The organism is Serratia sp. HMSC15F11, from assembly GCF_001808215.1.
Lineage (GTDB): Bacteria > Pseudomonadota > Gammaproteobacteria > Enterobacterales > Enterobacteriaceae > Serratia > Serratia nevei.
The window spans coordinates 15,579-31,584 of record NZ_KV792395.1; the positions used below are offsets into that span (position 1 = coordinate 15,579).

The 16,006-nt window shown below is 60.1% G+C and carries 19 protein-coding genes; 9 read left to right on the plus strand and 10 right to left on the minus strand.

Annotation, left to right across the window (positions count from 1 at the left end):
• Positions 1–32 precede the first annotated feature (32 nt).
• From HMPREF3138_RS02685 to dapA, 4 genes are all read right to left on the minus strand, one after another.
• A complete protein-coding gene (locus HMPREF3138_RS02685; RefSeq protein ID WP_038873666.1) occupies positions 33–902 on the minus strand; it encodes a KPN_02809 family neutral zinc metallopeptidase in 870 nt (289 codons plus the stop codon).
• Between the two features lie 209 nt (positions 903–1,111).
• On the minus strand, positions 1,112–1,825 hold the full coding sequence (purC, locus tag HMPREF3138_RS02690) for a phosphoribosylaminoimidazolesuccinocarboxamide synthase (RefSeq protein WP_038873669.1): 714 nt from the start codon (positions 1,823–1,825) through the stop codon (positions 1,112–1,114).
• 170 nt (positions 1,826–1,995) lie between these two features.
• Positions 1,996–3,048: an outer membrane protein assembly factor BamC gene (gene bamC, locus HMPREF3138_RS02695; protein ID WP_019453890.1), complete on the minus strand. Its 1,053-nt coding sequence runs from the start codon at positions 3,046–3,048 to the stop codon at positions 1,996–1,998.
• 16 nt (positions 3,049–3,064) lie between these two features.
• A complete protein-coding gene (gene dapA, locus HMPREF3138_RS02700) occupies positions 3,065–3,946 on the minus strand; it encodes a 4-hydroxy-tetrahydrodipicolinate synthase (protein ID WP_004941701.1) in 882 nt (293 codons plus the stop codon).
• A 110-nt stretch (positions 3,947–4,056) separates the two neighbouring features.
• On the opposite strand from dapA, the gene HMPREF3138_RS02705 reads away from it, so the two are divergent.
• Both HMPREF3138_RS02705 and bcp read left to right on the plus strand, forming a co-directional pair.
• Positions 4,057–4,662 carry a glycine cleavage system transcriptional repressor gene (locus tag HMPREF3138_RS02705; RefSeq protein ID WP_371326901.1) on the plus strand — a complete coding sequence of 202 codons (606 nt, stop codon included), beginning with the start codon at positions 4,057–4,059 and terminating at the stop codon, positions 4,660–4,662.
• Between the two features lie 2 nt (positions 4,663–4,664).
• A complete protein-coding gene (bcp, locus tag HMPREF3138_RS02710; RefSeq protein ID WP_038873672.1) occupies positions 4,665–5,129 on the plus strand; it encodes a thioredoxin-dependent thiol peroxidase in 465 nt (154 codons plus the stop codon).
• Positions 5,130–5,173: 44 nt separating this feature from the next.
• Here bcp and HMPREF3138_RS02715 read toward each other — a convergent pair whose 3' ends face one another.
• The gene (locus HMPREF3138_RS02715) at positions 5,174–6,250 is read right to left on the minus strand and encodes an AI-2E family transporter (protein ID WP_070558779.1); all 1,077 of its coding nucleotides are present in this window, start codon (positions 6,248–6,250) and stop codon (positions 5,174–5,176) included.
• Positions 6,251–7,104: 854 nt separating this feature from the next.
• On the opposite strand from HMPREF3138_RS02715, the gene HMPREF3138_RS02720 reads away from it, so the two are divergent.
• Positions 7,105–7,320, plus strand: coding sequence for a hypothetical protein (locus tag HMPREF3138_RS02720; protein WP_038873678.1), 216 nt, complete (start codon positions 7,105–7,107; stop codon positions 7,318–7,320).
• Between the two features lie 6 nt (positions 7,321–7,326).
• On the opposite strand, the gene HMPREF3138_RS02725 is transcribed toward HMPREF3138_RS02720, so the two are convergent.
• Positions 7,327–8,019: a B3/B4 domain-containing protein gene (locus tag HMPREF3138_RS02725; protein ID WP_038873680.1), complete on the minus strand. Its 693-nt coding sequence runs from the start codon at positions 8,017–8,019 to the stop codon at positions 7,327–7,329.
• Between the two features lie 43 nt (positions 8,020–8,062).
• Here HMPREF3138_RS02725 and HMPREF3138_RS02730 point away from each other — a divergent pair, with 43 nt between their 5' ends.
• The 3 genes from HMPREF3138_RS02730 (at position 8,063) to HMPREF3138_RS02740 (ending at position 9,703) form a co-directional block, all read left to right on the plus strand.
• Positions 8,063–8,665 (plus strand): XRE family transcriptional regulator, encoded by a 603-nt coding sequence (locus HMPREF3138_RS02730; RefSeq protein WP_038873684.1) that lies wholly within the window; start codon positions 8,063–8,065, stop codon positions 8,663–8,665.
• Between the two features lie 43 nt (positions 8,666–8,708).
• The gene (locus HMPREF3138_RS02735; protein WP_038873686.1) at positions 8,709–9,161 is read left to right on the plus strand and encodes a GNAT family N-acetyltransferase; all 453 of its coding nucleotides are present in this window, start codon (positions 8,709–8,711) and stop codon (positions 9,159–9,161) included.
• Between the two features lie 113 nt (positions 9,162–9,274).
• Positions 9,275–9,703, plus strand: coding sequence for a TOBE domain-containing protein (locus HMPREF3138_RS02740; protein WP_038873689.1), 429 nt, complete (start codon positions 9,275–9,277; stop codon positions 9,701–9,703).
• Between the two features lie 36 nt (positions 9,704–9,739).
• On the opposite strand, the gene HMPREF3138_RS02745 is transcribed toward HMPREF3138_RS02740, so the two are convergent.
• Positions 9,740–10,357 (minus strand): LysE family translocator, encoded by a 618-nt coding sequence (locus tag HMPREF3138_RS02745; RefSeq protein ID WP_004941674.1) that lies wholly within the window; start codon positions 10,355–10,357, stop codon positions 9,740–9,742.
• 194 nt (positions 10,358–10,551) lie between these two features.
• On the opposite strand from HMPREF3138_RS02745, the gene HMPREF3138_RS02750 reads away from it, so the two are divergent.
• Positions 10,552–11,013 (plus strand): Lrp/AsnC family transcriptional regulator, encoded by a 462-nt coding sequence (locus HMPREF3138_RS02750; RefSeq protein ID WP_033635506.1) that lies wholly within the window; start codon positions 10,552–10,554, stop codon positions 11,011–11,013.
• Positions 11,014–11,047: 34 nt separating this feature from the next.
• On the opposite strand, the gene HMPREF3138_RS02755 is transcribed toward HMPREF3138_RS02750, so the two are convergent.
• Both HMPREF3138_RS02755 and HMPREF3138_RS02760 read right to left on the minus strand, forming a co-directional pair.
• Positions 11,048–12,256: an NAD(P)/FAD-dependent oxidoreductase gene (locus tag HMPREF3138_RS02755; RefSeq protein ID WP_038873695.1), complete on the minus strand. Its 1,209-nt coding sequence runs from the start codon at positions 12,254–12,256 to the stop codon at positions 11,048–11,050.
• A gap of 160 nt (positions 12,257–12,416) precedes the next feature.
• The gene (locus tag HMPREF3138_RS02760) at positions 12,417–12,956 is read right to left on the minus strand and encodes an RrF2 family transcriptional regulator (RefSeq protein ID WP_038873797.1); all 540 of its coding nucleotides are present in this window, start codon (positions 12,954–12,956) and stop codon (positions 12,417–12,419) included.
• A 340-nt stretch (positions 12,957–13,296) separates the two neighbouring features.
• Between HMPREF3138_RS02760 and HMPREF3138_RS02765 the strand changes: the two genes are divergently transcribed.
• Together HMPREF3138_RS02765 and arsC are read left to right on the plus strand one after the other, a co-directional pair.
• Positions 13,297–14,766 (plus strand): beta-barrel assembly-enhancing protease, encoded by a 1,470-nt coding sequence (locus HMPREF3138_RS02765; protein WP_038873698.1) that lies wholly within the window; start codon positions 13,297–13,299, stop codon positions 14,764–14,766.
• Positions 14,767–14,786: 20 nt separating this feature from the next.
• Complete coding sequence (gene arsC, locus HMPREF3138_RS02770) at positions 14,787–15,140, plus strand: arsenate reductase (glutaredoxin) (RefSeq protein ID WP_033648817.1); 354 nt, start codon at positions 14,787–14,789, stop codon at positions 15,138–15,140.
• A gap of 48 nt (positions 15,141–15,188) precedes the next feature.
• Here the strand turns inward: arsC and hda are convergent, their stop codons facing one another.
• Entirely contained in the window at positions 15,189–15,890 is a 702-nt protein-coding gene (hda, locus tag HMPREF3138_RS02775; RefSeq protein ID WP_025159568.1) for a DnaA inactivator Hda, read from the minus strand.
• Positions 15,891–16,006: the final 116 nt, after the last annotated feature.

The following is a 16,006-nucleotide window of genomic DNA, read 5'->3' on the forward strand; positions in this document are numbered from 1 at the left end:
AATGCCGGAGTCAGGCTCCGGCACGTGAGGTGTTAACGGGATGCGAAGGTGTTGCAGGTATTGGGATCGCCGCTGTCGAAGCCCTGTTTAAACCAGGTGTAGCGCTGCTGCGAAGTGCCGTGGGTGAAGCTGTCCGGCACGACGCGGCCCTGGCTCTGCTGCTGCAACCGATCGTCGCCAATCGCCTGCGTGGCGTTCAGCGCCGCCTGCAGGTCGCCCTCTTCCAGCATCTGCTGCTTCTCGGCGTATTTGCCCCACACGCCGGCGAAGCAGTCCGCCTGCAGCTCCATTTTCACCGACAGACGGTTCACTTCCGCCTGGCTGGCGCCCTGCTGCATCTGGCGCACCTTGGGCTCGATGCCCAGCAGGTTCTGCACGTGGTGGCCGACTTCGTGCGCCACCACATAGGCCTGGGCGAAATCACCGCCGGCGCCCAGCTTGGTTTTCATGTCCTGATAGAAAGACAGATCGATATACACCGTTCTGTCACCCGGGCAGTAGAACGGCCCCATCGCCGCCTGGCCGGTGCCGCAGCTGGTGCGCGTGACGCCGCGATACATCACCAGCTTCGGCGGTTGATAGGTTTTGCCCATGCGCTGGAAAATCTCTTTCCAGTTATCCTCGGTGGAGGCCAGTACCACCGAAGTGAATTTGGCCAGCTCATCGTCTTTCGGACTGATGTTGGCGCTCTGCTGTTGACCCTGCGGTGCGACGTTACCGCCGTTCAATAGCGGCGACAGATCGATGCCGTAATAGCCGGCCACCAGCACCACCACCAAAATGACGATGCCGCCCTTGCCGCGCACCGGCACGCGGAAACCGCCGCCACCGCCGCCCAAACCTGAAGACTGCCCGCGACGATCCTCAACATTGTCACTTTCCCGACGCCCTTGCCAACGCATAAATATACTCCAGATATTTCCCCTGCTCGTTGAAGTTGCGCCGCGATCGTAAGCGCAAAGGCAGCTTCAAGCCTGAGTGGGATAGGTTTTAGTCATCTCGCATCCATCATTATAAATGGTCTGCCGCGGAGGAAATGTAGAAATTTTCTGGAAAAACGCAGAATAGCGGGACGATCCGGCCGGATCGCCCCGAATGGCGGTGCCAATGCTTAGTCGAGCTTCACGCCGATGCGGCGCGCCACTTCTTCATAGGCTTCGATCAGGCCGCCCAGGCTTTGACGGAAACGGTCTTTGTCCATCTTGTCCAGGGTGTTTTTGTCCCACAGGCGGCTGCCATCCGGCGAGAACTCATCGCCCAGCACCACTTCACCGTTGAACAGGCCGAACTCCAGCTTGAAGTCGACCAGGATCAGGCCCGCGTCGTCGAACAGCTGGGTCAACACGTCGTTGGCGCGGTAGCTCAGCTCGCGCATGCGCGCCAGATGCTCTTTGCTCACCCAGCCAAAGGTTTCGCAGTAGGATTCGTTGACCATCGGATCGTGCATGGCGTCGTTTTTCAGGAACAGATCGAACAGCGGCGGATTCAGCTCCAGTCCTTCTTCGATGCCCAGACGCTTCACCAGCGAACCGGCGGCGCGGTTGCGGATCACGCACTCCACCGGCACCATGTCCAGCTTCTTCACCAGCACTTCGTTGTCGGACAGCAGACGCTCCATCTGGGTCGGGATGCCGGCTTCTTCCAGTTTGCTCATGATGAAATGGTTGAACTTGTTGTTCACCATGCCTTTGCGATCGAACTGCTCAATGCGCTGACCATCCAGTGCTGACGTATCGTTGCGGAACTCCAACACCAACAGATCGGGATTCTCGGTGGTGTAAACGGTTTTTGCCTTTCCGCGATACAGCTCAGCTAGCTTTTGCATCTTACTTACTCCAGTGATGTATCCCCGTTGTCTCCCGAGCGCGGCCCGAAATTAGGGGGTATAGAATTGACCTAATGAATTCTTTGGCGTGCCGGACACTATTGTGCCAAACCTGCGACGCAAACGATACCGTATCGACAAAACAAAAAGGGGCCGAAGCCCCTTTTTGATTATTTAACGCTGGTTTTACTGAAGGCAGACTGGAATGCCGCCACCAGTGCGTCGTTTTTCGACTGGGTCAGCGGTTTGCCTTTCGGATCGATGAATTGCAGGCTGGTGCGGTTGTTGAGATCGCCGACCTGCAGTTTGTAATCGCCTTCCGCCAGTTCAGGATCCTTGACGCCCAACGCATCCCAATCGCTGCTGCTCAGGGACTTGTAGGTCACGGCAACGGTGCCCTGCGGACGGCTGCGGTCACCCACTTTCATCCCCAGTTTTTCGAGCGCCGCCGGCAGGCGATCCCACACCACGGTGTACGGGCCGCGCACCACCAGCATCGGCAGGCCGGTGTCATCGGCGCCGCTCTGCACGTCCAGCGCGCCGAAGCGGCTGGCGGTCTGGCTGCTCGCCAGGTTGTCCTGCTTGTCCAGGCCTTCGATCAGGGTGTTGATCATCATGCCATTGTAGCGCTGAATCTCAGACTGGTCGGTCACCTGCTCAGTCTTGCCCTGCTGCTGCAGGCCAACGCTTTTCACCACCAGCGCCTGCTGGTAGCCCTGCTGCTGCACGCTGATCTGATAACGGCCTTCGTACTGGTTGTCTTCGTCCAGACGGTTCCACTTCACCCAGTCGGTGGTCAGGGTCTGACCGGCGTCCTGGCGGGAAGCGATCGCGATGTTCTTCGCCTGCAGCAGGCTGACCACGCGCGACCACAGGTTCTGGTTCTGCGGGCTGTTTTCCAGCAGCAGCGTGCCGCTGTCGCCGGCGTATTGCGCGCGTGAACCGCTCAGCAGCGCCAACGGCTGCACCGGCGGACGAATGTCCAGTTGCTTGCCGACGTTGCCTTGCAGCGTCGTGGCGGGAACGTCATAGTTGCCGCTCTGCACCGGCAGGATCATGCCGGACGGCGCGTTCAGCGCCTTGAGCGGAGCCGCGTCGAGGTAAGCCTCGTCGCCGCTGACCTGGCGCTTGTAGCGCTGATCGCTGCTGCAGGCTGCCAGCATCATCACCAAGGAGATGCCCACTACTTTTGCTACCGTCGACTTTTGCAATGAATAAGCCATCAAATTTCCCTTAGAGTTACAGCAAACCGACGCTTTTCAGCGCGCGCTCCACCACCGGGCGGGCGGCTTCGCTCAACGGCGTCATCGGCAGACGCAGCGTATCGGTTGCCATCAATCCCAACGCCTTACAGGCCCACTTCACCGGAATTGGGTTTGCTTCTACAAATAGATCCTGATGCAACGGCATCAAGCGCTGATTTAAGCGGCGCGCTTCGGCAAATTTGCCCTGCGCCGCCAGCGCGCAAAGTTCCGCCATCTCGCGCGCGGCCACGTTGGCCGTCACGGAAATCACCCCTTTGCCGCCCAGTTGCATGAAGTCCAGCCCGCTGGCGTCGTCGCCGCTCAGCAAAATGAAGTCTTCATCGTCAACCAGCACTTGGATCTGACTAACGCGACTTAAGTTCCCCGTCGCTTCTTTTACAGCAACAATATTCTTGATTTTCGCCAGCCGAGCGATGGTCGGCGGCAGCATGTCGCAGCCGGTGCGCGAAGGCACGTTATACAGGATCTGCGGCAGCTCGGTGCTCTCGGCGATCGCCTTGAAGTGCTGGTACAGCCCTTCCTGCGTCGGCTTATTGTAGTACGGCGTCACCGTCAGGCAGCCCACTACGCCGGTATTGGCGAAGCGGGTGGTGAGCGCGATGGCTTCGGCGGTGGCGTTGGCGCCGGTGCCGGCGATCACCGGGATGCGGCCGTCGGCCAGCTCCAGCGTCTGCAGCACCACGTCAACGTGCTCGTCATGGGCAAGCGTTGCGGACTCGCCGGTGGTCCCTACGGAAACGATCGCCGCGGTGCCACTGGCTACATGATAATCGATCAATTTTTTTAGGCTCGCGCGATCGACAGCACCTTTGTCGTCCATCGGCGTAACCAGTGCAACAATACTTCCCGTAAACATTGGCCGTCCCCTCCACAAACAAGTCACTCATGGTACTTTTGCTGCCTATCCAAAAGCAAGCGCACAACCGCGTTGTAAGCGCTTGGCAGGCGGTTTTTTTTATGTTTACCATGGTAACCCCATTAAGCACGACAGGAAGCGCTATTTTGCCTCAGTCAGACGAACACTATCTCGTGATTACCGCGCTCGGCGCCGACCGCCCCGGAATCGTCAATACCATCACCCGCCACGTCAGCAGTTGCGGATGCAATATCGAAGATAGCCGTCTGGCCATGCTGGGAGAGGAGTTCACGTTCATCATGCTGCTGTCCGGCAGCTGGAACGCCATCACCCTGATCGAATCCCCCCTGCCGCAAAAAGGCGCGGAGCTGGATCTGCTGATCGTGATGAAGCGCACAAACTCGCACGAAAGGCCGCCGATGCCGGCCACGGTGTGGGTGCAGGTGGAAGTGAAGGACTCGCCGCACATCATCGAACGCTTTACCGATCTGTTCGACTCCAGCCAGATGAATATCGCCGAACTGGTCTCACGCACGCAGCCGGCGGACGGCGATCTGCCGCCGCAGCTGTATATCCAAATCACCGCCCACAGCTCCGGCGATCGGGACGCCTCAAATATTGAGCAAGCCTTCCATCGCCTATGTACAGAATTGAACGCGCAAGGCAGTATTAGCGTGGTGAACTATCCACAGCATGACGAGAAAGATGGAGAGTAGTGATGAGCCCATTGAAAGCCGGTGACACAGCGCCGAAATTTAGTTTGCCTGACCAGGACGGTGAGGAAATTAATTTGGCCGACTTCCAGGGACAGCGAGTATTGGTCTATTTCTATCCGAAGGCGATGACGCCGGGCTGCACCGTGCAAGCCTGCGGCCTGCGGGACAACATGGACGAATTGAAAAAGGTCGGCGTCGAAGTGCTGGGCATCAGCACCGACAAACCGGAAAAACTGTCGCGCTTCGCCGAAAAGGAGCTGCTCAACTTCACGCTGTTGTCTGATGAAGATCATCAGGTAGCGCAACAGTTTGGCGTGTGGGGCGAGAAAACCTTCATGGGCAAGACCTACGACGGTATTCACCGCATCAGTTTCCTGATCGATGGCAAAGGCAAGATTGAAAAAGTGTTTGATGATTTCAAAACCACCAATCACCACGACATCGTTCTGAGCTACCTGCAGCAGTAATTCTCACGAAGCGCAGCGGCCTGCTGCGCTTCGTTTCTTCCCTGTCAGTCGGCCTTGTCTTCCACTTCGACCCGCAGTTCATCCGGCCAGGCATGGATCACCGCCTTCACCAGCGTCGCCAGCGGTATGGCGAAAAACACGCCCCAAAAGCCCCACATCCCGCCGAACACGATCACCGACAGGATAATCACCAGCGGATGCAGGTTGACCGCTTCGGAGAACAAAATGGGCACCAGCAGATTGCCGTCCAGCCCCTGCACCACCAGATAGGCGACGATCAGCGTCCAGAAATCGGCGCCGACGCCCCACTGGAACAGCGCCACCACCACCACCGGAATGGTGACCAGCACCGCGCCGATGTAGGGGATCAACACCGAGAAGCCCACCAGCACCGCCAGCAACAGCGAGTAGCGCATGTCCAGCACGGCGAACACCAGGTAGGTCGCCACGCCGACAATCACCATCTCCAGCACCTTGCCGCGAATGTAGTTGGTGATCTGCTGATTCATCTCGTTCCAGCCCTGCCCCGCCAGGCCGCGATTGCGCGGCAGCACGCGGCGCACCGCGTTCAGCAGCTGTTCTTTGTCCTTCAACAGGAAGAACATCATCATCGGCACCAGGATCAGGTAGATAGCCAGCGTCAGCAGGCCGACCAGCGACGCCAGCGAGAATTTCACCACCGACTCGCCCATGCCGGACAGCCGGCTGCGCAGGTTCTCCGCCATCATGTCGATGATGCCGGCATCCACCAGCGCCGGGTAACGCTTCGGCAGCGTCGCGGCATAGTTATAGAACTGATTGAGCATGCCCGGCAGATCGCTCATCAGATTGATGCCCTGCTGCCAGGCGGTTGGCGCAACGACGAACACCAGCAGCATGGCGACGCCCGCGAACACCAGCAGCATGATGCTCGCCGCCCAGGTGCGTGAACAGCCGATGCGCTGCAGGCGCGCGGTCGGCCACTCCAGCAGATAGGCCAGCACGATGGCGACCAGCAACGGGGTCAGAATACCGTGCAAAAAATAGAGAATAAGGAACCCGGCGACCAGGATCACCAGCAGCGCGATAGCCTGCGGATCGGTGAAGCGTCGGCGGTACCACTGTAATAACATCTCCAGCATCAGAGCGGGCTCCTCGAGATTTGGCGGGCGGGCATGGCGATTCCTGTGATGGGTCTGATTAAAGCATAGATGGAACGGGCGCACTCGAGGTGTGCAAAGCACTCAGAGTACTCAAAGTTGGCCATACATCAACAGCGATTTGGCTGATTTTATCGCGCGGGCAGGCAATCGGCGCAAAAATCCGCAGACGCGGCGACAGACTGGGTAAACGGCCCCGGACGGGGCCGCGGAAGATTACAGCGAGGTACCGATAGAAAGGGGCGAACCGACCGCCAGTGCGAACAACAATACACAGCCAATCGCGATCGCCGCCGCCAGATCATTTTTCATAGTCCCGTCCCCTGATACTTAAACCTGGTTATCGTCACGAACTCTGTCGGTTCTACGTTGAGGGCCTTTTCCGATGCACGTCATTAAAAACCCCGCCTAAGCGGGGGAGAAAACGTTCTGGTGCATCAAGTGTTACAAGGAGGTCATGAGGGATTGCTAACCCTAAATGACTATTTCAAGCTAGGATTATTCCCAGAGCATGGCAAGCGATCGCATCGAGGTTATCCGCACTTTGAGATAAACCTCATAAAAAAATCCCGCACGGCAGCGGGATGAAGGGATGATAACGTCATGAATTTTTTATGCGGACAATGAGGCGGTATTGTCGTCATTTGGCGACAATACCGCGCCGACACGGTGGTCACAAGGGAAATTTGGCCACGACCAGGAAATCAGAATTTCGCCAATGCCCGCGATCGTGCGCCAGTCAGCATCAACGAAAAAATGGGATTTTTGTCAGACAGTCGCCGGCCAAAAATCGGTAGCATGGCCGATATAATCCCAAACGCCGTAGGGGAAAAAAGATGAACAGCAAACCGCGTGAATTTGATGAAGCCATCTGTCTGGCGATCGGACGTGGCGTTTGGGAAGTCGTGAAGATAGGAGACGAAATCAGCGTTTTCTCCCTGCTGGAAGCCATCGAGAGCTTTATCGAACGGCAGGCCCTCAGCGAGAGCGAAGTCGCGGCGGCGGACGACGCGCTGGATCTGATCACCGGTTTGGTCCGCCGCCAGTGCTGAGGCCGGTTACGAGGTGCAGCCGATGAGCCGTTGCTCTATCGCAACGCCGGGCATCATTTGCCGTAAACCGGCAATCAATTCGTCGCCCGCCGCATGCAGCGCCGCCAACGGCATTGCCGGCAGGCTCTCCAGGATGAACCACATTCGTTCGGCTTCGGCACTCAACCGGGTTCTGACGCCCTGACGCCAGTTCCAGCGGCGGCAGGTCACGCCGCGATCGTCGCGCCAAACCACCTCCCCCGCCTCCGGCGATTCATGGATCACCGCGCCCTCCTTGACGGTATCGAACAGCTCGCTGCCATCCGCGACGATCAGCCGCGGCTCACCGACATAAGCCGCGATATTCTCGCCCCCCACCGGCACCGCATAACGAATGCTGACGGCGTTGTAGAGATCGACCACCGGATCGATGCTGGGCATCGAGCCATCGCGCAGCGCGCGCTTGCGCAAGGCGTCGGCGGAACAGGGCGTACGCTTGGGCTTGGCGCCAAACTGCATGAAAACATCGCGCCAGGCCGAAAGATGCGCCTCAGCCCAGGGCACGTCCTCCTCGCCGAGGGCGCGACAGGCCTGCGCTAACGCCAGCGCCCCCACGTCCGGCTTGGTGATGGGAGCCGCGGCCACGGTAATGCTTAACGCCCGGAAACCGGGCGCCAGCACAGCGACGGCCGGATCGATTGACGGATCGACTAAAATCATTGAATAATCCTATATTGACCATTTTATTCCATGATATTGACCGATGAGCGAAAAAGTCAACAGACCGACCGAGTTCGGCGCCGACGTGCAAACCGTCAGCGAAGCGGTGTCGCGCCGCATCAAACAGCAGCGAAAAAACCAAAAGCTGTCGCTGGACGAGCTGTCGCGCCGGGCGGGCGTCAGCAAGGGCATGCTGGTGGAGATCGAGAAAGGCAGCGCCAACCCCAGCATCGCCATCCTGTGCAAACTCGCGGCAGCACTGGGCCTGTCGGTGGCGGACATCGTCAACGTGACCCGCGCACCCGCCGCCTACCTGATTGAAAGCCAAGACATCCCCACGCTGTGGCATGGCGATCGCGGCGGCTCGGCCCGCTTGCTGGCTGGCACCCGCGGCCCGAACATGATAGAACTGTGGCGCTGGGAAATGGCACCGGGGGAAGCCTATGCATCGGGCGGCCATCCGGCGGGCACCTTCGAACTGCTGCACGTTGAACAAGGCGTCTTGAGCCTTACCGTCGAACAAACCGAGCTTAGGATTACGCCAGGCTGTTCGGCGGTCGCCAGAACGGACGGCCCTCACCGTTACGCCAACGAGGGCGAAGACACGCTGATTTTCACCATGACGGTCGCCGAACTGCACGCCTGAACGGCGGCCCAGACCTTAACGCTTGCACAGGAGAAGAACCCTCATGACAATCCCTGCCCCACGGGAGTGGCGGCGTGCTGACTATCTCGTCAGCACCGAGCCCGCCCTGCTGGATCTTGACGCCATTCATGCGTTTCTGACCCGTTCGTCATGGGCGGAGGGCATTGATAAAGAGACCGTTCGCCAGTCCCTCTCCCACAGCCTGTGCTTCGGCTTGTATCACGGCACCAGACAAATCGGTTTCGCCCGGCTGGTCACCGATTACGCCACCTTCGGCTATCTGTGCGACGTTTACGTGCTGGAGACGCATCAAAAAGGCGGGTTGGGCCTGTGGCTGGCGGAATGCTGCCAGGCTCATCCGCTGATGGCGACGCTGCGGCGAATCATGCTGGTCACCAGCACCGCCCCCTGGCTCTATGAAAAAGTGGGCTATACCCCCATCAACTGCCCCGATTTTGTTTGGCAGATCGCCCGCCCGGACATCTACCGACGTTAATTTTTCAGCAAGGCCGCCCCAGTTCACACTCTTCCCCGCGACATTGGCAATCGCGGCGGTTAGGGCCCATGCTGGCGACAAATTTTACCGTTTACCCCTTTCAAGGAGAATCTATGCCCGTTTCAGCCCGTAACCAGTTAGCCGGTACCGTGTCCGCCGTCGCCAAAGGCGCCGTCAATGACGAAGTGGAGATCACCCTGCAGGGCGGTGAAAAACTGGTGGCCATCGTCACGGTACAAAGCCAACAGTCGCTGGGGTTAACCATCGGTAAAGAGGCTGTCGCGCTGATTAAAGCGCCGTGGGTGATCCTGGCGACGGAGGATTGCGGTTTGCGTTTTTCCGCCCGCAACCAGTTTGCCGGGGAAGTGATTGCGGTTGAGCACGGCGCGGTCAACAGCACCGTACACCTCAAAGCGGATGCCGGTTTTGTGCTGACGTCGGTGATCACCAATGAAAGCCTGCAGGAGATGGCGCTGAAGAACGGTTCGCGCGCCATCGCCCTGATCAAAGCCTCATCGGTGCTGCTCGCCGTCAAAGCCTGATACCGCCAGGCCCGCACCAGCGGGCCTTTCAAGGCGCTATTTCAGCGCCTGCTCGGCCAGCAGCCCGAGGGCGATGACGATCATCGCCGCGCCGGAGATGCGCCCCACCACCTTTGCGGCCTGCGGGCGCGTGCGCAGCACCGACTGCGAACCGAATCCCACCAGCAGGTACACCAGGCCGCAGCTGATCAAATGCACCACGCCCAACGCCAACATCTGCATCGGCACCGACCATTCGGCCCGGGCGTCGGTAAACTGTGGCAGCAGCGCCAGAAACAGCAGAAATACCTTGGGGTTCAGCCCGCTGACGCACACGCCCTTGCCGGCCCAGCGCAGCCAGGAATCGGAACGCTGATCTTCACCGGCGCCGGGCACCGGCGGGTGCAGCAGCATGTTGAAACCGATCCACAACAGATAAGCCGCCCCCAGCAAGGTAAGCGCCGTCAGCGCCAGCGGGTTGCCGACCAGCAGCGCGCCGACGCCCGCCACGACGATCGCAATCATCAGCAGGTGGCCGAACAGCAAGCCGGCGACGGCGGGCACCACTACCCGCCCGCGAATGCCCGCCGAGATCACATAGGCCCAATCCATACCCGGCGTGATCACCAACAAAATCGACACCGCCCAAAAAGCGGCGAACAGCGCGAGCGTCATGCCGGCGCCCTCTCAAACGCGCCGCGCCATCCCGAACAAAGAACCATTGCGCTTTCCTCTTGGAAGAAGAACGGCCTCCGCCTGCCGCGGTGGCCGTCAAAACCGTTCAACAGATGGCAAGAATATCCTCAAGGCGTTAAAATGTGCTTTCAATTACTTGCCTGAATCCGGCATAAGCGGGGAAATTTTTCCAAATGGATAAGATTGATCGCAAGATTCTTGCTGAACTGCAGGCCGACGGGCGTTTGTCGGTGACCGAGCTGGCCGAGCGGATCGGGTTGAGCGTCTCTCCCTGCCACCGCCGGGTGCGGGCGTTAGAGGAGTCCGGGGTGATCAGGGGTTACCGCGCCCAGCTCGATCCCGGCAGCCTGGGCTATAACTTTTCCGCCCTGGTGTTCGTCACCATGCGCGAAGGCGATCGCCGCGCCGTTGAAACCTTCGAAAACGCCATGATGGACATTCCACAGGTGGTGCAGGCGCAGCGGCTGTTCGGCGATCCGGACTATCTGCTGCACGTGATCGCCCGCGATCTGCCCGCTTTCCAACAGCTTTACGACGAGAAACTCTCCGCTCTGCCGGGCGTGCAGCGCCTGAGCTCCACGCTGGTGATGAAAACCGTGGTGCCGGAGCGCTCGTTCCTGCCGCTGGGAAAATGACGACGGGAGCGTTGCCGCTCCCGTTTTGACTTCCTTAAGGCACAATCACGAAATCCGGATTGGCGACGGCAAACAGCGCCTCGCGATCCGCCGCCGGTGGATAAATCCACTGCGTGTTGATCTCCTGCTTCATCTTTTTGCCTTCCTGACGGGTAAAGCGCACCTGGCGCTCCCAGCCTTCGGTATACAGCGCGCCCCAGGGCCCCAGATCCAGGCAGGTCACATACTTCGGCTGGCTGTACGGGTGCGTCGGCAACCCCGCCAGCTCCGCCGCCGCATTGTGGCCGGCCACGCGGCCAAGGCTCATCGCATGCTGGCAGGTCATCAGGTTGTGGTTGCCGAGATCGTCGGTCGCCGCCTTCACCGTATCGCCGGTCACGAAAATGCCCGCCGCCGCCGGCGCGCGCAGGAAGGCGTCGCCGATCACCCGGCCGCTACCGTCGCGCTCGCCGGGGATCTGCTCGGTCAGCGGATGCGCCCGCACGCCCGCCGCCAGGATCACCGTGTTGGCGGCGATACGCTCACCGTTCGACAGCATCACCCCCTCAGCGTCGATAGCCGAGACGCGTAGGCCGGCTCGCGCTTCCACGCCGCACTCCGCCAGCGCCTGGCGAATCACCGCCCCCGGCTCCGCGCCCATTCCGGCGCCCACTTCCGGGGCGCTATCGACGATCACCACGCGCACGGTCTCGTCTTTGCCCAGCGCATCCCGCAGCCGCTGCGGCATCTCCGCCGCGCTCTCCAGCCCGGTCAGCCCCGCGCCCACCACCACGGCGGTGTTGCGCGCCGGCGTCGACGGTTTGGCTGCCAGCGCTTTGATATGGGCATCCAAACGCTGCGCGCTTTCCAGCGTATCGACGTTGAAACCGTATTCGGCAAAGCCTGGCACCGCAGGCACGGAAAGCCGACTGCCGGTGGCCCACACCAGGCGGTCGTAGGCCAATTCAAGGGATCCCCCCGTCGCCTGCGCCACCGTGAGCGTCTTGGCGTCGGCATCGATGCGCTCTACCGCCCCGGCCAGGTGGCACACGCCGACGGCGGCGAGCTGCGCGGAAATGTCCGGATTCATGTTTTCCAACACCGCTTCATACAGGCGCGGCCGGATGGTGACCGTTGGCGTCGGCGAAACCATGAGCACCTCGATATCGTCATGCTTACCGGCGAGGGTAATGGCGCGCATGGCGGACACGGCGGCCCAAAAACCGGCAAAACCGGAACCGGCAATCACTATTTTCTGCATCATGGGATGACTCCTTCATAAAGGGTTAACCGGGCGATAAGGCTGCCCGCAGTTTTTTCGGATGAACGATGCCGTTCCGCTCCCGTAACAGGGTGCAGAAAGCCCGCCCGCCCCTTCCGAAGAGGCGGGAAAAAGTCTGTTTGGCTTTAAGGAAAGGCGGTGGTTAGGTTTTGGCCCGCGCCGTTTTGCCGCTGCGCGCGGTGCGTTCCGTCATGCGTTCATCGAGCCAGAGGTTGACCTCACCGAAGAAGCCCTGCGGCGCCTTGCGGCCAAAGCGGGCCGCGACGGCGCCGAGGGTCTGTGCCGCCAGCGCATCGCGCATCGCCTTCTCCGCCTGCAGCATCACCGCGTGGATGGCGCATTTACCGGAGACCGCCCAATCCGGCGGAGAATCGTCGAACACTGCGCAGCGCCCGCGTACCTCCTGGCAATCGAACAGCGGCTTGTGCCCTTCGATGGCGTCGATGATCGCCAGAAAACTGATCTCATCCGCCGGGCGCGCCAGCCGGTAGCCGCCGCGCACCCCTTCGCTGGCGACGACGATCCCCGCCTTTTCCAGCTTGGGGAAAATCTTGGCCAGAAAGCTGGGGGAGATGCCCTGCAGCTCGGCGAGTTCGCGGCTGCTGAGCGCGCGCTGGTTATCGCCGACCAGCCACAGCAGGCAGTGGATGCCATATTCAACGCTGGTTGTGATGTACGCCATATGTCCGTTTTCGACCGTCAATGAACCTTCAATAACGCAGACTATATGAGTCTGCGTTTATCTTGTCAATAAAACACGGATCAACCTTGTCCGTGTTTTATTGACAATGCGCGCCGTCGGCGACGCAGAAAGCGCCCTTCAAAATGAAAAATAAAACTTTTTTGCCCGATCCGCGCCCGGCTAACGTTTCCTTGTCGGCTGCGGCTGACTATGATGTGATGGGTGCCGCCGCTGCAGTTTATGAGCCGCCGCACTTTCGCGCGGATTGCGCCGTGAGAATAAAGAACTCTTGTCTGCTGCTGACGTCTTAGAAATGATTATTTAAGGGAAACGCCTGACTATGACCAACCGGTTGACCAAAACCGCGTTAGCGGTGCTGCTGCTCGGCACGCTGAACGCCACCGCCCTGGCGCCAGCACAGGCGGAAAGCCAGGACCAGTTGCCGGATATGGGCACCTCCGCCGGCGGCACCCTGAGCATCGGACAAGAGCTGGCGATGGGCGATTTCTACGTGCGCCAACTGCGCGCCAGCGCCCCGCTGATCAACGATCCGCTGCTGAGCCAGTACATCAACCAGCTGGGCAACCGGCTGGTGGCCAGCGCTTATTCGGTGCGCACACCGTTCCATTTCTATCTGGTGCGCAACGACGAGATCAACGCCTTCGCCTTCTTCGGCGGCAACGTGGTGCTGCATTCCGCGCTGTTTCGCGTCAGCGACAACGAAAGCCAGCTGGCTTCGGTACTGGCGCACGAAATCTCGCACGTCACCCAGCGCCACCTGGCGCGCGCAATGGAAGATCAGCAGCGCAACGCCCCGCTGACCTGGGTGGGCGCACTCGGCTCCATCCTGCTGGCGATGGCCAACCCGACCATGGGCATGGCGGCGCTGAGCGGCACCCTGGCCGGTACCCAGCAGGGCATGATCAGCTTTACCCAGTCGAACGAACAGGAAGCTGACCGCATCGGCATTCAGGTGCTTCAGCGCGCCGGTTTCGATCCGGAAGCGATGCCCGACTTCCTGCAAAAACTCTCCGATCAGTCGCGCTACGCTTCCAAACCGCCGGAAATGCTGCTGACGCACCCGTTGCCAGACAGCCGCCTCTCCGACGCACGCAACCGCGCCAACCAGATGCCGAAACACATCGTACAGTCTTCGCAGGACTACCTGATGGCCAAAGTGCGCGCACTGGGTATGTACAGCTCGGAAGGCTATGGCCTGAACGAAGAGCTGCTCGGCTCACTCAGCAAGGGCAACGTGCGCGAACAGGCGGCCGCCAAATACGGTCGCGCCATCCTGTTCTATGAAGCGAAAAAATACGACGATGCGCGCAACATCATTCAACCGATGCTGGCGCAGGATGCGAAAAACGTCTGGCTGATCGACCTGATGACCGACATCGATCTCGGCCAAAAACGCGCGCCACAGGCCATCGCCCGCCTGCAGGCGGCCAACGCCGCCCAGAACAACAACCCGGTGCTGCAGCTCAACCTGGCCAATGCCTATGTCGAAGGCAACCAGCCGGCGCAGGCCTCGAAGATCCTGAACCGCTATACCTTTGCCCATCCGGACGATCCGAACGGCTGGGATCTGCTGGCGCAGGCCAGCGCCGCCCAGGGGCTGCGCGATGAAGAGCTGTCGGCCCGCGCCGAAAGCCTGGCGCTGACCGGCCGGCTCGATCAGGCCATCGGCCTGCTCAGCAATGCCAGCTCGCTGCAGAAACTCGGCAGCCTGAAACAGGCGCGCTACGATGCGCGCATCGACCAGCTGCGCCAACTGCAACAGCGCTTCCGCCAATACCAGCGCAGCTGATTCAACAAGGAATGAACGCCATGAAAAACGTCACGATTTACCACAATCCGCGCTGCTCCAAGAGCCGCGAAACCCTGGCGCTGCTGGAGCAGCACGGTGTCGATCCCAAGGTGGTGCTGTATCTTGAAACGCCCCCGTCGGCCGATGAGCTGAAAAAGCTGTTGAAAGAATTAGGCTTCACATCCGCGCGCGATCTGATGCGCAAAAAAGAAGATCTGTACAAGGAATTGAAGCTGGCGGACGACAGCCTGAGCGAAGAACAGCTGCTGGCAGCGATGACGGCGAACCCGAAACTGATCGAACGCCCGATCGTGGTGAAAGGCAGCAAGGCGCGTATCGGCCGGCCGCCGGAGCAGGTGCTGGAGATTTTGTAAATTCGAATTCGGGCGCGCACTGTCGCGCCCTTTCTTTTGCGGTCGCCGCTACAGCCCCAGGATCTCTTTAACGAACGGGATGGTCAGCTTGCGCTGGGCGGTGATCGAGGCGCGATCGAGCTGATCGAGGGTCATAAACAGCGTGCGCATCTCGCGATCCAGCCGTTTCAACAGGAAGCGGCCCACGTCTTCCGGCAGCTCGAAGCCGCGCAGTTTGCCGCGCAGCTGCAGCGCCAGCAGTTTTTCTTCGTCCGACAGCGGCTGCAGCTTGTAGATCTGCCCCCAGTCCAGGCGCGAAGCCAGATCCGGTAAGCGCAGGTTCAGCTGACGCGGCGGGCGATCCCCGGTGATGAACAAACGGGTGCGGCCGGTTTCCAGGATGCGGTTGTAGAGGTTGAAGATCGCCATCTCCCACTCTTCGTCGCCGGCGATGCATTCGATATTGTCGATGCAAACCAGCGCCAGCTGCTCCATGCCGTCCAACACTTCAGGCACGAAGTAAGCGCGTTTGTCGAGCGGCACATAGCCCACCGCTTCCCCCTTCTGCGAAAGCTCGGCGCAGGCCGCATGAAGCAGATGGCTGCGCCCGCCGCCTTCACGCGACCAAAAATAGATATAGCTGCCATGTTCCTGACGGACGGCGGATTGGATCGCGGCTAATAGGGATGGGTTCTCGCCCGGATAAAAACTGGCGAAAGTTTCATCATCGGGAAGATAAAGTGGCAGTGAAAGCTGTGCCGGCGTATTCAGAGAAGCACCTCAACCAAAACTGGCAGAAAAACGCGGGCAGTTTAACACAGAAAACGGGCGCTGTTGAACCGGCAGGATCTTATGCCGCAATAGTGAGCAATGCCTTAGCGCCGTTT